The sequence below is a fragment of the Microbacterium sp. MM2322 genome (assembly GCF_964186585.1).
Lineage (GTDB): Bacteria > Actinomycetota > Actinomycetes > Actinomycetales > Microbacteriaceae > Microbacterium.
This window is the reverse complement of sequence record NZ_OZ075067.1, coordinates 1,673,287-1,689,358: the sequence shown is the minus strand read 5'-3', so window position 1 is coordinate 1,689,358 and position 16,072 is coordinate 1,673,287. Positions and strand designations below refer to the sequence as shown.

The 16,072-nt window shown below is 67.4% G+C and carries 20 protein-coding genes and 1 other RNA gene; 17 read left to right on the top strand and 4 right to left on the bottom strand.

What is annotated here, in order from left to right; translation table 11 throughout:
- Nucleotides 1-1,050: 1,050 nt before the first annotated feature.
- The 7 genes from ABQ271_RS08320 to ABQ271_RS08290 all read left to right on the top strand — a co-directional run bounded on the left by ABQ271_RS08320 (nt 1,051) and on the right by ABQ271_RS08290 (nt 4,700).
- Complete coding sequence (locus ABQ271_RS08320) at nt 1,051-1,287, top strand: hypothetical protein (RefSeq protein WP_349308312.1); 237 nt, start codon at nt 1,051-1,053, stop codon at nt 1,285-1,287.
- Nucleotides 1,277-1,549, top strand: a complete 273-nt coding sequence (locus tag ABQ271_RS08315; RefSeq protein ID WP_349308311.1) for a hypothetical protein — start codon at nt 1,277-1,279, stop codon at nt 1,547-1,549. Before ABQ271_RS08320 ends, ABQ271_RS08315 begins: the two co-directional genes overlap by 11 nt.
- Nucleotides 1,546-3,171 (top strand): recombinase family protein, encoded by a 1,626-nt coding sequence (locus ABQ271_RS08310; protein WP_349308310.1) that lies wholly within the window; start codon nt 1,546-1,548, stop codon nt 3,169-3,171. Before ABQ271_RS08315 ends, ABQ271_RS08310 begins: the two co-directional genes overlap by 4 nt.
- A 79-nt stretch (nt 3,172-3,250) precedes the next feature.
- A complete protein-coding gene (locus ABQ271_RS08305) occupies nt 3,251-3,454 on the top strand; it encodes a hypothetical protein (RefSeq protein WP_349308309.1) in 204 nt (67 codons plus the stop codon).
- A 10-nt stretch (nt 3,455-3,464) separates the two neighbouring features.
- The gene (locus ABQ271_RS08300; protein WP_349308308.1) at nt 3,465-3,854 is read left to right on the top strand and encodes a TadE/TadG family type IV pilus assembly protein; all 390 of its coding nucleotides are present in this window, start codon (nt 3,465-3,467) and stop codon (nt 3,852-3,854) included.
- A complete protein-coding gene (locus ABQ271_RS08295) occupies nt 3,829-4,296 on the top strand; it encodes a TadE family protein (protein ID WP_349308307.1) in 468 nt (155 codons plus the stop codon). The genes ABQ271_RS08300 and ABQ271_RS08295 overlap by 26 nt, the downstream gene beginning before the upstream one ends.
- Entirely contained in the window at nt 4,293-4,700 is a 408-nt protein-coding gene (locus tag ABQ271_RS08290) for a pilus assembly protein TadG-related protein (protein ID WP_349308306.1), read from the top strand. Before ABQ271_RS08295 ends, ABQ271_RS08290 begins: the two co-directional genes overlap by 4 nt.
- Nucleotides 4,701-4,718: 18 nt before the next feature.
- Here the strand turns inward: ABQ271_RS08290 and ABQ271_RS08285 are convergent, their stop codons facing one another.
- Complete coding sequence (locus tag ABQ271_RS08285; protein ID WP_349310874.1) at nt 4,719-5,420, bottom strand: hypothetical protein; 702 nt, start codon at nt 5,418-5,420, stop codon at nt 4,719-4,721.
- A 97-nt stretch (nt 5,421-5,517) separates the two neighbouring features.
- Nucleotides 5,518-6,795 (bottom strand): MFS transporter, encoded by a 1,278-nt coding sequence (locus ABQ271_RS08280; protein WP_349308305.1) that lies wholly within the window; start codon nt 6,793-6,795, stop codon nt 5,518-5,520.
- Between the two features lie 27 nt (nt 6,796-6,822).
- On the opposite strand from ABQ271_RS08280, the gene prfB reads away from it, so the two are divergent.
- The 8 genes from prfB (at nt 6,823) to smpB (ending at nt 13,453) form a co-directional block, all read left to right on the top strand.
- Nucleotides 6,823-7,932 carry a peptide chain release factor 2 gene (gene prfB / locus ABQ271_RS08275; RefSeq protein ID WP_036309348.1) on the top strand — a complete coding sequence of 370 codons (1,110 nt, stop codon included), beginning with the start codon at nt 6,823-6,825 and terminating at the stop codon, nt 7,930-7,932.
- 119 nt (nt 7,933-8,051) lie between these two features.
- Nucleotides 8,052-8,873: a DUF4397 domain-containing protein gene (locus ABQ271_RS08270; RefSeq protein ID WP_349308304.1), complete on the top strand. Its 822-nt coding sequence runs from the start codon at nt 8,052-8,054 to the stop codon at nt 8,871-8,873.
- Nucleotides 8,874-8,883: 10 nt separating this feature from the next.
- Nucleotides 8,884-9,531, top strand: a complete 648-nt coding sequence (locus tag ABQ271_RS08265) for a class F sortase (RefSeq protein ID WP_349308303.1) — start codon at nt 8,884-8,886, stop codon at nt 9,529-9,531.
- A complete protein-coding gene (locus ABQ271_RS08260) occupies nt 9,528-10,112 on the top strand; it encodes a sigma-70 family RNA polymerase sigma factor (protein WP_349308302.1) in 585 nt (194 codons plus the stop codon). The genes ABQ271_RS08265 and ABQ271_RS08260 overlap by 4 nt, the downstream gene beginning before the upstream one ends.
- Entirely contained in the window at nt 10,099-10,857 is a 759-nt protein-coding gene (locus ABQ271_RS08255; protein WP_349308301.1) for an anti-sigma factor, read from the top strand. The genes ABQ271_RS08260 and ABQ271_RS08255 overlap by 14 nt, the downstream gene beginning before the upstream one ends.
- Before the next feature lie 57 nt (nt 10,858-10,914).
- The gene (ftsE, locus tag ABQ271_RS08250; protein ID WP_349308300.1) at nt 10,915-12,000 is read left to right on the top strand and encodes a cell division ATP-binding protein FtsE; all 1,086 of its coding nucleotides are present in this window, start codon (nt 10,915-10,917) and stop codon (nt 11,998-12,000) included.
- Complete coding sequence (ftsX, locus tag ABQ271_RS08245; RefSeq protein ID WP_349308299.1) at nt 11,997-12,911, top strand: permease-like cell division protein FtsX; 915 nt, start codon at nt 11,997-11,999, stop codon at nt 12,909-12,911. Before ftsE ends, ftsX begins: the two co-directional genes overlap by 4 nt.
- A 65-nt stretch (nt 12,912-12,976) precedes the next feature.
- Nucleotides 12,977-13,453 carry an SsrA-binding protein SmpB gene (gene smpB, locus ABQ271_RS08240; RefSeq protein ID WP_349308298.1) on the top strand — a complete coding sequence of 159 codons (477 nt, stop codon included), beginning with the start codon at nt 12,977-12,979 and terminating at the stop codon, nt 13,451-13,453.
- Between the two features lie 3 nt (nt 13,454-13,456).
- Here smpB and ABQ271_RS08235 read toward each other — a convergent pair whose 3' ends face one another.
- Nucleotides 13,457-13,666 (bottom strand): hypothetical protein, encoded by a 210-nt coding sequence (locus ABQ271_RS08235; protein ID WP_349308297.1) that lies wholly within the window; start codon nt 13,664-13,666, stop codon nt 13,457-13,459.
- The gene (locus tag ABQ271_RS08230; protein ID WP_349308296.1) at nt 13,663-15,132 is read right to left on the bottom strand and encodes an SDR family NAD(P)-dependent oxidoreductase; all 1,470 of its coding nucleotides are present in this window, start codon (nt 15,130-15,132) and stop codon (nt 13,663-13,665) included. Before ABQ271_RS08230 ends, ABQ271_RS08235 begins: the two co-directional genes overlap by 4 nt.
- 39 nt (nt 15,133-15,171) lie before the next feature.
- Between ABQ271_RS08230 and ABQ271_RS08225 the strand changes: the two genes are divergently transcribed.
- Together ABQ271_RS08225 and ssrA are read left to right on the top strand one after the other, a co-directional pair.
- On the top strand, nt 15,172-15,582 hold the full coding sequence (locus ABQ271_RS08225; protein WP_349308295.1) for an NUDIX domain-containing protein: 411 nt from the start codon (nt 15,172-15,174) through the stop codon (nt 15,580-15,582).
- A 101-nt stretch (nt 15,583-15,683) separates the two neighbouring features.
- Nucleotides 15,684-16,055: a transfer-messenger RNA gene (ssrA, locus tag ABQ271_RS08220) on the top strand.
- Nucleotides 16,056-16,072: the final 17 nt, after the last annotated feature.

Here is a 16,072-nt window from a genome sequence, read left to right as displayed (position 1 = left end):
ATGGTTTTCTCTCATCCGAGAGCGGCAATTCACTGGGTCAGCGCCAACCAACAAACCCAGGACCTCCCTATCAATTTGCGATGGGGACAGACGGTCAGTCTGCGATGTCCTAAAGGCGTTCGAGGTTACTTCCGATCCGCTGCGACCCTCGGCATCGCGATGCATCATTTGGAGCTTCCTCGTGCCGATCGCTCGACCAGCAACCTGTCCGATTTCGCTACGGTTCCCAGCCGGGACGTCCGTTCCGCTTTCGGGTTCCGTCCCTCACGGGCCTCCCGTAAACGCAGAGCAGTCTTCGGGGCCGGTGGGGCTCGAGAAGGCGCCTGTGTCGTCGGAGCCCCCGTCGAAGGCCGCGCCGATGCATGCGGCGCCATTCGATGCAGAGCGGGAGTGCCGGGCGCTGACGGAGCGAGTGCGGGGGGCGGCTGAGGCCGGGGTGGCGATCCCGTGTCTCGGTGCCGATTCCGGCCAGTGGACGTCGGACGAGCCCGCCGAGCAGCTCGCGGCAGCGGAGTTGTGTCGGACCTGCCCGCTCGCCGCGCAGTGTCGCTCCTACGCCGTCTCGGCCGGGGAGACCTCGGGAGTTTGGGGAGGCTGGATCGCGGACGCCGCCGCACGGTCCGCCGGGACCCGCCGAACAACCCGGGAACAACGACGCGTCGCCAGTGCGCGCAGACGGGCGCGTCGTGCCCAGGCGAGGAATTGTGGGCATGTAGTTCCGGCTGTTTTCCTGGAGGGGGGAAACAACAACTCCAGATCAGAAGGAACTTCCGCCATGACCACCACTCAACCCGGTACATGCCACTGCGGCTGTCGAGAGTACACATCGGCCCGCGCGAACTACCGACCGGGGCACGACTCGCGCCACCTCTCCCGCGCCGTGGAGCGGCTCGTCGTCGAAGCCGAACAGGGCCGCCGCGTCGGCGCCCGCCAAATCGCCTCCGCCTCAAAGGAGATGCCGTCGGAGGCGCTTCGCGCCAAGTTCACGGAGCGCGCCGCACGCGCGGTGCGAGCCGTTCACGTTCAGCAGCGGCTCGCGGGAGGTGCGGAATGAACGCCTCCGGTCTCCGGCACCTCATCTGCGAGACCGACAGGTGTCAGACCGCCTGCGGGCTCGCGATCGTACGCCGCTCTCCCTCACGGGCGACGCCGTGGGGAACCGCTCGCGACAGCGACATCGCCGTGTGGGAAGACGATGCCCGCCCCACCGATGACAACTACGACGAATGCGACCAGTGCTGGAACGGCACGGACGCCGAGGAAGGACGTGGCACCGATGCTGCCTGAGATCAAGCACGCCGTGAACGCTGTCACCGTCGAGGAGTGCGCCATCGCGCAACTGGTTGTCGCCGCTATCGCGACTCACACCCCTGGGCGGTCCGTTCTGGACGAGGCGGTTGAGAGTTGGCGGCGGATCCGGCCAGCCGTCCAGGCTGTCGCCGAGACCAACGGGCTGAAATTGACCGATCTTGTCGGTTGGAGCGTCGCCGTGAGCATCGTCGCGGAGGCGGCCACGTTCATCGACGCTGAGGACGGGGCCCTCCGATGAGCTCCAAGAAGCGGGCCGCCATCTACGCGCGCGTCAGCACCGAGATGCAGGTCGACAACACTTCGCTGCCCGAGCAGCGCGAGGTCTGCGAGGCCGCGATCCGCATGCGGGGCTGGGAACTGGTCGACTCGTACGTCGACGAGGGGCTTTCGGGGAAGGACGACACCCGCCCGGCGTGGCGTCAGATGCTTCAGGACGCTCGCGACGGCAAGATCGACGCGGTCGTGGTCGCCAAGCTGGACCGCTTCGCCCGGAAGGCCGGGGATGCGATCCGCGAGACCGACCGTCTGTCCGACATGGGCGTCGACCTGGTCGTGGTCAAGGAACAGATCGATATGTCCACTCCGGCGGGTCGCGCCATGCGGACGATGCTCGCCGGTTTCGCCGAGTTCGAGGCGGACACCATCGTCGCCCGCACCACGGCGGGGCAACGGGCGAAGGGCCGCGCCGGTGGGTGGGTTGGGTCGAAGCCACCTTTCGGCTGGCGACTGGAGGGCACCAAGCGTGACGCGCGCCCGGTGCCTGATGAGCGCGAACGCGAGGTGCTGCGCGCCATGCACAGGCTGTTCGTGAAGGAGCGCCTGACTACTGGCGAGGTGGCCGACCGGCTCAACGAGGCGGGGCTTCGCCCGCGTCTCGCGGCAGCGTGGAGCTACCAGACCGTCAGGCAGGTGGTCCGCAACGCGACCCTGTGGACGGGGGAGACCGAATGGGGTGCGGTGACCGGGCAGAGCCACCGACCGCACGCCCACTCCACGAAGGTGAACCGCGACGGGACCGCCAAGTGGGGCGAGACCGTCAAGATCGACCTCGGCGACCCTGTGTTCACCCGGCAGGAGTGGCAGGCGCTCCAGCGGGCGGTGAACCGTAAGTCGAGCGGCAGCCCCTCGGCGCCCCAGCGGCAGATGCTGACGGGGCGGCTGTTCGGGTCGTGCGAGTTCGACCAGCACTACGACGGCGTAACTACGAAGAGTCGTCCGCACCCGTTTTACAAGTGTGCGGGGCGCCGGTACCGGTCCGCCGAGACGCCCCGCTGCTCCTGTCCCCAGCTGCGCGGGCCGGAGGTGGACGAGGCGGTGTGGCGCGAGTTGTCGTCGGTGCTCGCCAATCCGGACCGCCTCGAGCTGCTGGCGAAGCAGTGGCTGGAACTCGACGACGACGCCGACCTAGCGGGGGATGAACCGATGATCGCCGCGCTGCGGAAGCAGGAGAACACCCTCGAGCGCGCCATCGGTCGCGCTCGGGACCTGTACCTGATGGCGGACGATCCGGCCGAAGCGCTGCAGACGATGGAGCGGCTGAAGGCCGACCTCGCCGACGTGCGCGGTCGCCTCGAGGCGATGACCGCGGTCGCGGAGCGGCGCGTCGACCAGGCCCGTCGGATCACGGACGTGGCCGCGCTGGCGGAGCGTGCCCGTGGCCGACTCGAAAACGCTCCGCTCGCGCTCCGGCGTGAGGTCGTCGAACTGCTCGACGTTCGCGTCATGGTGTCGGACGTGGTCCGTGGCGTGCCGCAGACGATGACCATTCATGGGGTGCTGGACCCGTCGATGTTCCTGCCGGATGAGAAGCCAGCCGAGCAGGGACGCTCTTCCCGATCGTCTTCCTGCTGTTGCCGATGAGCGTCCTCTTTGCTGTCTTCCCCGGAATCGTGATGCTGCGACTCGGGGTCGGCTGACACATGACCGAAAGGAGAACATCATGATCCGTCCTTCACTCACACGCCTGCGAACGGCGTGGGGCGCCGTCCTGGCAAACCTGCGCGACGACGAGCGCGGTGACGTTCCCGGCTGGGTGCTCATCACGCTGATGACCGCGGGACTCGTCGTCGTCATCTGGGCACTCGCGGGACCTGCACTCTCACAACTGTTCCAGCAGGCGATCGACCAGGTCTCCAGCTTCTGAGGTTCCCGTGATGCGGCGGCTGCTCTCCGACGAGCGCGGATCGACTCCGGTCGAATTCGTGCTCGTCGGTGTGCTGCTGACCGTTCTCACGCTCGGCGTCTTGCAGCTGGCGCTCGCGGTCTACGTCCGAAACGTCGTGCACGACGCCGCGGTCGAGGGCGCCTATCACGCCGCCTTAGCCGACGTCGACACGGAGGCGGGAGCCGTGCGGGCACGCGACATCGTCGAACGCGCCGTAGGTGGCGACTTCGTCGAAAGCGCGACGGCTGCAGACTCGCGAACGCTCGGTTACGACACGGTGTCGGTGACCGTGACGACGCGACTTCCGTTGGTCGGGCTCCTCGGCGTGCCGCACGGGTGGGAGGTGACTGTTCATGCTCCTGCGGAGAACTTCGATTGAGGGACTCGCCGATGACGAGCGTGGGTCTGCCGCCCTCGAGTTCATCGTCGGCGGGGTGATTCTGCTCGTGCCGATCGTGTACCTGGTCGTGACTCTCGGGATCATCCAGTCCCACACCATGGGGGTGGAAGCAGCGTCACGCCATGTCGCCCGGGCTGTCGCATCAGCCGAGAGCGTCGAAGACGCCGATGAGCGGGCCGCTGCGGTCCTGGACTCGCTTGCGCGAGAGTACGACATCGACGAAGAGTCGCTGGATGTGGACGTCTCGTGCGTGGGCACGACCGTTGTCTGTCCCGCGGCCGGCGCCATCGTGCGGGTGACCGTGAGTTCATCTGTCCCGCTTCCTCTGGTGCCGCCCGTGCTCGGGCTCGACGAATCGGCTCGCGTGGGAGTCGAATCGTCCTCCGTCCAGAAGGTCTCGCGGTACTGGAGGGACGAATGATCCGGCGCGACGAGGAGGGCAGCGTCCTCCTGCTGACACTCGGGTATGCCGTGCTCGCGCTCGTCCTTGTGTTCGTCACGGTCGATGCGACGAGTCTGTACCTCGCGCAGAAGCGTACGCAGGCAGCAGCGGATGCCGCGGCCCTGGCGGGAGCAGACGGTTTCACACTCGAGGTCATCGAGGGCGAGCCGCGCGCCGAGCTCAGCGACCGAGGGGTGCGAGAGCAGGCGGAGGCGATCGTCTCGGCCGAGCAGGATGTGAGCCTGGTGTCGGCGAGCACGCCCGACGGGGTGTCGGCCCGCGTGGTCGTCAGCACCCGCTGGCGTCCACCGATTTCGACCCTCTTCGTACCCGACGGCGTCCCCCTCGAAGCCACAGCGACCAGTCGCACGGCGCTGGACTAGGTCGAGCTACCTCCGGCGTCAGGCATCGCCCCCGAAATCGAGGGCGGAGAACTCGGAGAAGAACGTCGAGGTGATGCTCTGGATGTCTGCACCGCGAAGCTTCACCTCGCTCCGAGCGGTCTCCAATGCCTGCAAATCCGCGTAGAACTCGTCCGAGTCGCCGGCTGTCGCCTCGACGACGGGGGCGTCGAGGATCGCGTCGATGACCGCCGGCAGCTGTTCGGCCATCGGTTCGATGGCGAGTGGCAGCAACTGGTTCATGAGCTGCTCGACGGCGATGTCGACCGCAGCGTTCAGGAGCTTCTTCTTGATGAGGAGCATGGGGCCCGCGCCTGCGGCCGTCAACGGATTAGTCAGCATCGCGACAAGGGTGACCATGGTCGACGTGACATCGACGATCACCTTGATCTTCAGCGCCGTGATGCCCGCAGCGCCGATGTCCATGGCCGTCGCTGCCGGCGGCATGATGTCGATCAGCTGTTGCAGGTTGTAGGAACGGTTGGTGTTCCACGCACTCGCGGTCGCGGGGCCGGCCTGGCCGCGCATGGCGACCGCGACGTCGCCGTTCATCTTGGTGTCGACGGCTTGGATGACAGTTTCAAGATCAGTGCCGAGGTTTCGCACCAGGTCGGCGCCCTTGCGCACCTCGTCCTCGTCGATGTCGGGCCAGTCGAATCCGAGCTTCTCCATCACCCAGATCAACTCGTTCGGCAACATCATTCCCACGTCATCCACCTCCAGCGAGACTCTAAGCGGGCGGTGCGGCGCGGGACAATGGGGAGAACGCCCCAGACCCGACGCGCGTCGTTTGGCGAGCTCAGTCTCGGACGTGCGGGACGAACCTCGGGAGCCATCGCACGAAGGCGACGGCACCCAGGAGGCCGATGATCCCGACCGCCCCGGCGGCGAAGGACAGCGACGAGATCGCGGTGATGCCGGTCACGATGAGCGGGGTGGTCGCACCGCCGGCATCCGTCAACGTCCGCCACGAACCGAGGAACGGCGCCGGGTTGTCCTTCGGCGCGAGATCGGCGCCGATCGTCAGCAGGATGCCGCTCGACAGACCGTTCCCGACGCCCAGGACGGCAGCGAACAGGGCGAACCACATCTCGGCGCTCGAGCCGTCGTGAGTGATCGAGAGGGCGAGGAACCCGCTTCCCATCAACACCATTGCGGGGAGCGCGGCCCACAGGCGGCCGAACCGATCCATCACCTGGCCGCTTGCATAGAAGAGGGCGAAGTCGAGTGCGCCCGAGACGCCGACGACGAGCGCGATGGTTTGTGCATCGAGGCCGATGGACACGCCCCAGAGCGGCAGCACGACCTGCCGGGCCGATCGCACCGCGGACAGGCATGCGGCGGCCAGACCGACTCGCGACAGCACCCGCCGGTGCGCCCACATCGTCCGGAAGACGCCCACCCGTTCAGCGACCGGGATGGATCCGGTCACCGGCTCTCCCGAGTCCTCCGCCTCGTGGCTTCGGACCGATCGCTCGGCTGCGAACTGCTTCTCCGGGTCCGGGCCGAGCGTCACGAGAGCGATGAGGGCCACGAGGCAGACGGCGAAGAACCAGATGGTCGCCCGCTCGTCGCCGAACAGACCGATCAGGGCGGCCGCGATGAACGGTCCCGCGAACATCCCGAGACGGAACGTCCCGCCCAGCAGCGACAGCGCCCGCGCTCGGAACAGGACGGGGACCCGCGTGGTCATGAACGAATGGCGCGCCAGCCCGAATGCGGCGGCGCAGAACCCGATGAGGAAGACCGCCGCCGCGAACACAGGGAGCGAGGGGAGGATCGCCGCTGACACAGCCACGACGAGAGCCAGCGAACCGGCGCCGATCATCGTGACTCGCTCGCCCGCTCGCGCGACAGCCCATCCCGCGGGCAGATTGCCGACGAGCTGACCGACAACCAACATCGAGGCGATGAGCGCGGAAAGCGCGACGTCCGCGCCGAGGTTTCCCGCGAGGATCGGGATGAGGGGGAGCACCGCCCCCTCGCCGATCGCGAAAAGCACGGTCGGCGCATAAACCATGGGGCCGAATCGCCACAGCACCTCGCGGGCGCTTGCAGAGTCGGGTCGGTCGGTCATCACCATCCACGTTACTCTGGGACTGCCATGCTCGAATTCGATCCGTCCGCGGACATCCACGCCCTCCGTTCCACCTTCAGCGACATCAAGTCCGTCGTCGACGTGGACTCCCTCACTGCCGAGATCGCCCGTCTGTCCGAGGAGGCGGGTGCCCCCGATCTCTGGGACGACGTCGACAAGGCGCAGAAGGTCACCAGCGCCCTCAGCCACCGGCAGACCGAACTGAAGCGCGTCACCGAGGTCGAGCAGCGCCTCGACGACGTCGAGGTCCTCGTGGGGCTCGCGCAGGAGATGGAAGACGAGGAATCCGCGGAAGAAGCCCGCCGGGAGATCACCGACCTCGAGAAGGTCATCAGCCAGCTCGAGGTGCAGACGCTTCTCGACGGCGAATACGACGACCGGGGCGCCGTCGTCACGATCCGCTCCGGAGCAGGCGGCGACGACGCCACCGACTTCGCCGAGATGCTCATGCGCATGTACCTCCGCTGGGCTGAGCGCCACAAGTACTCCGTCAAGGTGATGGACACCTCGTTCGCCGAAGGCGCGGGCATCAAGTCGGCGACCTTCGAGGTCGACGCCCCCTACGCCTACGGCACCCTCTCCGTGGAGGCGGGCACCCACCGTCTCGCGCGCATCAGCCCGTTCGGTTCTGCCGACAAGCGGCAGACCAGCTTCGCCGCCGTCGAGGTCATCCCCGTCATGGAGGAGGCGCAGGAGGTCGACATCCCCGAAGGCGACATCCGCGTCGACGTGTTCCGCTCGTCCGGCCCCGGTGGTCAGTCCGTCAACACGACCGACTCGGCCGTGCGACTGACGCACCTTCCGACCGGCATCGTCGTCTCGATGCAGAACGAGAAGAGCCAGATCCAGAACCGCGCCGCTGCGATGCGCGTCCTGCAGACGCGGCTCATGCTGCTCCAGAAGGAAGAAGAAGCGGCGAAGAAGAAGGAACTCGCCGGGACGATCACCGCGAGCTGGGGCGACCAGATGCGCTCCTACTTCCTCTATGGCCAGCAACTCGTGAAAGACCTGCGTACCGGGCACGAGGTCGGTAACCCCGCCGTCGTCTTCGATGGTGACCTCGACGGCTTCATCGCCGCCGGAATCCGTTGGCGTAAGCGTAAGGACGACGACTGAGTCGACGTCGGGAATCCTTTTCCGACTTTTTCTCATCCAGCTGCATCCATATCGGGTGCGCCGGGGGAATACCTCTGTGAAAGCGCGAACAGCTCGCGCCGGATCAGAAGGAGTTTTCCATGCGCAAGACACTCTCTGCAGGCGTGGCGCTCGGTGCCGCCGTCGCATTCGCGGCATTCGCACCGGCCTCCGCCGCTACGGCGGACAACGCCGATCTCGCGGTTCTGCACGCGATCCCCGACACACCGGTTGACGTCTACGTCGACGGCAAGCTGACGATCGACGACTTCCAGCCTGGTGACCTCGGCGGACCCTTGGAACTGCCCGGCGGCACCTACTCGGTGGCGCTGACCGCCGCTGACGCCGCAGACGACTCCGCTCCCGTCCTCGGACCCATCGACCTCACCCTCGAGGCCGGCACCAGCTACACCGCGGTGGCACACCTCGACGCCGAGGGCCAGCCCGCCGCGAACCTGTTCACCAACGACACCTCGAAGACGGCTGCCGGTGAAGGACGGCTCACCGTCCGTCACGTCGCTGCCGCTCCGGCCGTCGACGTGCTCGCCGGTGGTGACGCCGTGATCACCGGCCTCGAGAACCCGAACGAGGAGTCCCTCGATCTGCCTGCCGGCACGGTGAACGCGTCCGTCGCCCTGGCCGGAACGACCGATCCCGTCATCGGACCGGCCGACGTCGACGTACAGGAAGGCGTCCTGACGATCGTCTACGCCTGGGGCTCCGCTGAAGCGGGCAACCTCGCCCTCGCGACGCAGACGATCGACGGCCTGCACTCCGGTCCCGGTGGCGTCAACACCGGCTCGGCCGGCCTCGTCGCCGAGAACGGCACGAACGGCTGGCTCTTCGCCGGCGGTGCTGCCCTGATCGCCGGTCTCGCCGCCGGTGGCGTGTTCGCGACCCGGGCCGCCAAGGCACGTCGCTGAGGTCACTGCCGTGCGTCGCGTGCACCTGATCGCCGTCATCCTGACGGTCATGATGCTCGCGGCCTGCGCGCCGGTCTCGGAGGCGGGGATGCCCCCCGCCTCCGGCACCGGCCCCGGCGCGACCGGGACGGTCTCCCCGACGCCTGCGGCGCCCCCACCGCAGGCATCCGTCCCGGTCGCACCGGCCACCCCGCAGGCCGTCGTTCGTGCTCCCGCGCCGGACCGGCTCGCGGTCGCATCTCTCGACGTGGACATGCCGGTCGAGCCCGTCGGCGTCAAGGACAGCGGCGAGATGCAGATTCCCGAGCGGCCCTCCGTCGCAGGTTGGTACCGGTTCGGCATGGCGCCCGCCGACGCGCAGGGAACCACCGTGATCGCCGCGCACGTCGACGATCGCGAGTACGGGATCGGTCCGCTGGCCAGGTTGCGGGACGCACGCGAGGGAGACGTGGTGACCGTGACGGATGCCGAGGGCGCGGTGACCGAGTACGTCACCGAGTCCGTGACGTACATCCCCCGCGCCGAGCTCCCGGTCGACGAGTTGTTCGCACGCGAAGGACCCCGCATGCTCGCCGTCATCACCTGCGGTGGTGATTTCGACCAGCGCACCCGCACCTACAGCGATAACGTGGTGCTCATTGCACGGGCTCGATCATGAGTGTGACGATCGGGCCCCGGCTCGCTGCAGGGAAGGAGCAAGCCGTCGACGACGACAGGGAACTCGCAGAGCGGTTCGCAACGGGCGACGAGACCGCGGTGAGAGCCATGTACGAGCGCTGGTCGCGGATCGTCTACACCCTTGCCGTCCGCTCGCTGGGTGACACCGCGGAAGCCGAGGACGTCACGCAGCGGACCTTCGTTTCGGCCTGGACGTCCCGGTCGTCGTTCCGGCCCGACCGGGCGCCGCTCGGTGCGTGGCTGATCACGATCGCGCGGCGCCGCATCGCCGACGCCCACGAAGCACGAGCACGAACATCGCGACTCGAGGAAGCGCTGAAGGCGGTCGTCCCGGAGGAGGCCGTCGAGCACGACGTCTCCGACGCGATGCTCGTCGCCGACGAGGTCGCCCAGCTCGAACCCGACGCGCGAGCAGTCCTCGCCCTCGCCTTCTACGAAGACCTCACCCACGAGCAGATCTCCCAGCGTCTCGATATGCCGCTCGGTACTGTCAAGAGTCACATCCGCCGAAGTCTTGCCCGCCTGCGAACCCGATTGGAGGCGCACCATGTCACATCTTGACCCCGAGGTCGCCGCTCTCCTCGCCATGGGTGAGCAGCCGTCGGATGACGAGCGGCGGCACCTGGACGCCTGCCCGGAGTGCTCCGCGGAGGTGTCCTCGTTCGCTCGCGCCGTGATCGCCGGTCGAGCTCGGGGCGGCGCAGAAGCACTGCTCACTCCGCCGGAACGGGTCTGGGAGTCCATCCGCTCCGAGCTCTCGCTGTCGGAACCCGCACCCGAGGCGCGGAGCGAAGCGCCCGCACCCTCGGCATCCGTCGAACCTTCTTCATCGGCAGCGCGGTCCCATGTCCCGTCTCGGCGTTCGCGGAAGAGTCGCCGCCCGGTGTTCTTCACCCTTGCCGGTGCCGCAGCCGCGGCGGTCGCGATCGTCGCGGGCGTCTGGGCATCCGGCGGGATCGGGCCGCGTCCCGAGATCATCTCCGAAGCGCGCCTCGACGGTCTCCCGGCCTGGGCGGGTGCGGCGGGGGAGGCGCTCCTGGAGCGTGTGGACGGTCACGACCGTGTCGTGATCGACCTCGACGCATCCGTTCCGGACGACGGATACCGCGAAGTGTGGCTCCTCACCTCCGATGCGAGCGATCTCGTCAGCATCGGCGTCCTCGACGGTCCGTCGGGCACCTTCGAGGTCCCCGACGACATCGATCTGTCCCGGTTCACCGTCGTCGACATCTCACAGGAGAACATCGACGACGATCCGACGCACTCGGGTGACTCGATCGTGCGGGGAACCCTGTCAGCACGCTGAGTGCCCGGGAGTGTCGGTGACGGATGCCGCCGACCCGGCGCTTAGGCTCGTGTGGCCATGATCCGGTTCGAAAAGGTTTCCAAGCGTTACCGCGGCACCAACAAACCCGCGCTGAGCGACGTCGAATTCGACGTCCAGCGCGGGGAGTTCGTGTTCCTCGTCGGCGCCTCCGGCTCGGGGAAGTCCTCGTGCCTCCGACTCATCCTCCGAGAGGACACGCCCTCCGAGGGGAGGGTGGTCGTCCTCGGCCGGGACGTGCGTGGGCTCAGCACCCGCAAAGTCCCCTACTTCCGTCGCCACATCGGGTCGGTGTTCCAAGACTTCCGGCTCCTGCCGAACAAGACGGTCTTCCAGAACGTCGCGTTCTCGTTGCAGGTCATCGGGTCGAGCAGGGCTTTCATCCAGCAGTCGGTCCCCGAGGCGTTGGCCCTCGTCGGGCTCGCAGGCAAGGAGAAGCGCCTCCCGCACGAGCTCTCCGGTGGTGAGCAGCAGCGTGTGGCGATCGCCCGTGCGATCGTCAACCGCCCGCAGATCCTCCTCGCCGATGAGCCGACCGGAAACCTCGACCCCGGGACGTCGATCGACATCATGCAGCTGCTCGCCCGCATCAATGCGGGTGGCACGACGGTCGTGATGGCGACCCACGAGGCCGGGTTCGTCGATCAGATGCAGCGCCGCGTCATCGAGCTCCGCGGCGGCCTCGTCGTCCGCGACGAGCGACACGGCGGCTACGGAGACACATCCGGTCTCCCTGTCCTCACCCCGGAGACCGTCAAGGGAGCGGCCGCCACTGCGGCGCTCACCGCGGTCCTCGAGCTCCAGAAGCAGATCGCCTCGTCCGGCGATACGGGTGCGGTCGACCCGTTGCCCGAGCCGATCGAGCCACCCGCACCGCAGGCCGACACCGTGCTTCCCGCCGTTCCGGTCGTGCAGGATCCGCCGCGCCGCCCGGAGTCGGATCATTCAGACGAGCAGAGGCCGGATGCGGCGGCGCCAGCGCCCTCACCGGAGCCCGACACTGGCACACGCGGCATCCCGATCACTCCGGCGGACATAGATCTCGCCGACATCGACGGTCTCGGCGCAGCAGACCGCCTCGGCCTCGGCCGACGCGACGACGACGAAGTGGGGCCGACAGCATGAGAGTCCGCCTCGTTCTCGGTGAAGCGCTGACCGGCCTCCGCCGCAACGCCTCGATGGTGATCTCGGTCATCCTGGTCACCTTCGTCTCGCTCACTTTCGTGGGCGCCGCGATGCTCATGCAGATGCAGATCGCGAAAATGCAGGGGTACTGGGCGGAGCGCGCTCAGGTCGCTGTTTTCATGTGCCGCGACGGTTCCACGCAGACCACGTGCAGCGACGGTGAAGCGACGAAAGAGCAGCTCGCCGCGGTCAAGGAGAAACTCGAGAGTCCTGCCCTGAAGGGCATCGTCCGGAGCATCCGGTTCGAGACTCGCGATGAGGCTTACCAGAACGTCCTCGACCTCATGGGCGAGGACTATAAGGACTTCATCACCCCCGCGCAGCTCAACGAGACGTACTGGGTCAACCTCGTCGATCCCACGCAGACCGACGTCATCGATGAGGCGTTCACCGGTATGGACGGAGTCGAGGAGGTGAAGGATCAGCTCGAGTATCTACAACCGCTCTTCTCGGCGCTCACGATCGCGACATACTTCGCCATCGCCATCGCTGGATTGATGCTCGTCGCCGCTGTCCTCCTGATCGCGACCACGATCAGACTCTCGGCCTACGCCCGACGCAAAGAGCTCGGCATCATGCGGCTCGTGGGCGCCTCGAATCGCTTCATCCAGACCCCGTTCATCCTCGAGGGCGTCTTCGCGGCACTCATCGGATCCGCGCTCGCGAGCGTGACGATCTGGCTGGGAGTCGAGTACGGCGTGCGCGGGTACCTCGTGAACGAGATCGACTTCGTGACGACCTGGATCGACGGCCGGGATGCGGTCCTGGTCATCCCGGTGATCGTGGGGTTGGGGCTCGTGCTCGCCGCCCTGTCGGCCAGCTTCGCCATCCGCAGGTGGCTGCGCACCTAGGCGGCCGCCTCCGTTAGACTGGCAGGCCGGCTGCGCGCGAAGCGCCGCCGTGTCGAGGAGTCATCATGCCCAAGGAACGCGGGGAACAGGTCATCGCGACCAACCGTCGCGCGCGCCACGAGTACGCCATCGAGAAGACGTACGAAGCCGGTCTCGTGCTCACCGGCACCGAGGTGAAGTCCCTGCGGCAGGGCCGCGCGAATCTCAGCGACGGGTACGCGTTCATCGACGGCGGGCAGGCGTGGCTCGACGCGGTGCACATTCCGGAGTACTCCCAGGGGCATTGGACCAACCACGCGACGAAGCGCACCCGCAAGCTTCTCCTACACAAGGAGGAGATCATCAAGCTCTCGCACGCGGTTTCGGCCGGCGGGTACACCCTCATCCCGCTCAAACTGTACTTCTCCGACGGCCGCGCGAAGGTCGAGATCGCCGTCGCCAAGGGCAAGCGCGAGTTCGAGAAGCGTCAGACGATCCGCGAGCGCGAGGACAAGCGCGAAGCCGAGCGCGCCATGCGCGGCCGCAACCGGCTGGGCGACTGAGGCTCAGCTGCGGGGGCGTGGCTCGGGCGGCGGCGGAACGGCTTTCGCAGCGATGAGTGCACCCCGCGGGATGCGTTCGATGCCGCGTTTGCCATCGACCACGATCACATCCGGCTCGGCGCTCAGAAGCTCGCCCAGTGCATCCGTCGCCCGCCCGTCCGGCAGCAGGTAGCGGACGACGACGCGCGCGCCCGGCTCTGGTAGTGAGATCACCAGCGACTCGGTGCGTAATCCTTGAGGAAGACGCCGAAGACGTCTTCGCCCGACTCTCCGCGGACGATCGGGTCGTAGACCCGAGCGGCGCCGTCGACGAGGTCGAGCGGGGCGTGGAAGCCCTCCTCCGCGAGGCGGACTTTGGTCGGGTGCGGTCGCTCGTCGGTGATCCATCCGGTGTCGACGCTGGTCATCAGGATGCCGTCGGACTCGAACATCTCGCGCGCACTCGTCCGCGTCAGCATGTTGACGGCTGCTTTGGCCATGTTGGTGTGCGGATGCCCGGGCCCCTTGTAGCCGCGTTCGAAGACACCCTCCATGGCGCTGACGTTGACGATGTACGTGCGTCGCGCCGGGCTCGCCGCGAGGGCGGGACGGAGCTTGGAGATGAGGAGGAAGGGCGCCGTCGTATTGGCGAGCTGGACTTCGAGCATCTCGAGCGGATCGACTTCCTCGACCCGCTGCACCCAGGAGTTCGAGTGATCCAGGTCGGGGATGAGCCCACCGGCATCGATGGCGGTACCGGCGGCCAACCTGTCGAGTGACGTGGACCCGGCGGCCATGGCCTCGCGGGTGAGGGTCTCGGCGCGGTCGGCGGCAGCAGCCAGGATCGGGTGCGCGCTCACGGAGCGCTCGAGGGCTTCAGGATGCTGATCGTTCGTGTGCCCGAAGGTGACGAGTGCGGGAAGGGGGCCGTCGGGAAGCGGCGCCAGCTCGGCGTCGACGAGCGGCTGGTACGCGCCCGGCGACCGACGAACGGTTTGCGTCGCGTTGTTGATGATGATGTCGAGGTGCCCCGCGTCGGCGACGTCGTCCGCCAGGGCGATCACCTGGGCGGGGTCGCGCAGATCGATGCCGACGATCTTCAGACGATCGATCCAGTGGGAGGAATCGGGGAGGGCTCGAAATCGCCGCACGGCATCGCGCGGGAACCGCGTCGTGATGGTCGTGTGGGCGCCGTCGCGGAGGAGTCGGAGCGCGATGTACATCCCGATCTTGGCCCGTCCGCCGGTGAGCAGTGCCCGCCGACCGGAAAGATCGGTCCGTGCGTCGCGTTTCGCGTGGCTGAGAGCCGCGCACTCGGGGCAGAGCTGGTGGTAGAACGCGTCGACGATCGTGTACGGCTGCTTGCAGATGTAGCAGCCCCGTGCCTTCTTCAGCACGCCTGCGATCGGAGCGGCGGTGCGGGTCGCGATGGGAATCCCGCGCGTCTCGTCGTCGATGCGGTCGGGTGCTCCGGTTGCCGTGGCGTGGACGACGTCGCGGTCGGCGTTGGCGATCGCCGCGCGGATCTCCCGTCGCCGTTCCTTCTTCGCCGCCTTGAACATCGCCGCCGTGGCCTGGCGGACCTCGATGAAGTCCGGGTGGGTCTGAGGGAGCGACGACAGCTCTGCAAGCACGCGGAGAGTCGTGGCGAGGTCGGCGGGATCGATCCCCTGGTCGTCGGGGGAGATGTCGGGGAGCACAAGAGATTGTACGTCGGGGCGCCTGTTAGCGTTTCTCGCGTGACTCTGCCCGACGCCGCATCCGCTCCTTCCATCCGAGTCTCCGCCGCAGTCATTCGCGATGCCGCCGGACGGCTGTTGCTGGTTCGGAAGTCCGGGACGACCTCGTTCATGCAGCCTGGTGGAAAACCGGAGGCGGGAGAGACGCCGGCGGAGACGCTCGTCCGCGAGCTCCGGGAGGAGCTGCGGGTCGAGGTCGACGTGAAGGATCTCGTCTCGCTCGGAGTCTTCCGCGCAGACGCGGCGAACGAGCCGGGCCACGCGGTCATCGCCGATGTGTTCGAGGTCTCGATCGCCGACCAGGAGCCTGCCGCAGCCGCGGAAATCGCCGAGATGCGCTGGGTCGCCCCCGACGGAGTAGACCGCCTCGAGATCGCTCCGTTGGCAGCGGAGTACTTCCTCCACGGGTGAGACCGGCTGCGGCGGTGGTAGTCTGGGATGCTCGGACGCCATGGCGCCTGAGCATGACAACTCCACAGTGTGACAACGGTCCACACACCGCCAGGTGTCTCGGGGATGATCGGTTTCGACATCGCCTGTGACTCTGCGAGAAGCGGGCCGAGGATGCAGGGTTATCTCGTAAACGATCTCTGCGAACCAATAACTGCCAATAAGAAGCAGTCCGACTTCGCCCTCGCTGCGTAAGCAGCTAGCTCGAGTCCGTCAGTCCGTGAGTGATCCCCTCATGGTCCCTGGCGTCATTTAAGGGATCTCGCTGCGTGGCGTCGCCTGAGCGTCACGCGGGACTTTTTCAGGCTGGGCTCGTCGACTTCAGTGTCTGTACGAAAGGTCGGGGCCGAGTAGAACGCCATTTACAGACTGCGCCCGGAGAAGACGCCGTCTCTCAGCGATGGACGGGGGTTCGATTCCCCCCATCTCCACGAACCGTTGTCACGGAGTA

What these genes read in the sequence shown, in the direction of transcription:
- ftsE (WP_349308300.1), top strand. Translation starts at nt 10,915, where the DNA reads ATGATCCGGTTCGAAAAGGTTTCCAAGCGTTACCGCGGCACCAACAAA.
- ABQ271_RS08295 (WP_349308307.1), top strand. Translation starts at nt 3,829, where the DNA reads ATGCTCCTGCGGAGAACTTCGATTGAGGGACTCGCCGATGACGAGCGT.
- ABQ271_RS08270 (WP_349308304.1), top strand. Translation starts at nt 8,052, where the DNA reads ATGCGCAAGACACTCTCTGCAGGCGTGGCGCTCGGTGCCGCCGTCGCA.
- ftsX (WP_349308299.1), top strand. Translation starts at nt 11,997, where the DNA reads ATGAGAGTCCGCCTCGTTCTCGGTGAAGCGCTGACCGGCCTCCGCCGC.
- ABQ271_RS08300 (WP_349308308.1), top strand. Translation starts at nt 3,465, where the DNA reads ATGCGGCGGCTGCTCTCCGACGAGCGCGGATCGACTCCGGTCGAATTC.
- ABQ271_RS08285 (WP_349310874.1), bottom strand. Translation starts at nt 5,420, where the DNA reads ATGATGTTGCCGAACGAGTTGATCTGGGTGATGGAGAAGCTCGGATTC.
- ABQ271_RS08315 (WP_349308311.1), top strand. Translation starts at nt 1,277, where the DNA reads ATGCTGCCTGAGATCAAGCACGCCGTGAACGCTGTCACCGTCGAGGAG.
- prfB (WP_036309348.1), top strand. Translation starts at nt 6,823, where the DNA reads ATGCTCGAATTCGATCCGTCCGCGGACATCCACGCCCTCCGTTCCACC.
- ABQ271_RS08310 (WP_349308310.1), top strand. Translation starts at nt 1,546, where the DNA reads ATGAGCTCCAAGAAGCGGGCCGCCATCTACGCGCGCGTCAGCACCGAG.
- ABQ271_RS08290 (WP_349308306.1), top strand. Translation starts at nt 4,293, where the DNA reads ATGATCCGGCGCGACGAGGAGGGCAGCGTCCTCCTGCTGACACTCGGG.
- ABQ271_RS08255 (WP_349308301.1), top strand. Translation starts at nt 10,099, where the DNA reads ATGTCACATCTTGACCCCGAGGTCGCCGCTCTCCTCGCCATGGGTGAG.
- ABQ271_RS08280 (WP_349308305.1), bottom strand. Translation starts at nt 6,795, where the DNA reads ATGACCGACCGACCCGACTCTGCAAGCGCCCGCGAGGTGCTGTGGCGA.
- ABQ271_RS08305 (WP_349308309.1), top strand. Translation starts at nt 3,251, where the DNA reads ATGATCCGTCCTTCACTCACACGCCTGCGAACGGCGTGGGGCGCCGTC.
- ABQ271_RS08320 (WP_349308312.1), top strand. Translation starts at nt 1,051, where the DNA reads ATGAACGCCTCCGGTCTCCGGCACCTCATCTGCGAGACCGACAGGTGT.
- smpB (WP_349308298.1), top strand. Translation starts at nt 12,977, where the DNA reads ATGCCCAAGGAACGCGGGGAACAGGTCATCGCGACCAACCGTCGCGCG.
- ABQ271_RS08260 (WP_349308302.1), top strand. Translation starts at nt 9,528, where the DNA reads ATGAGTGTGACGATCGGGCCCCGGCTCGCTGCAGGGAAGGAGCAAGCC.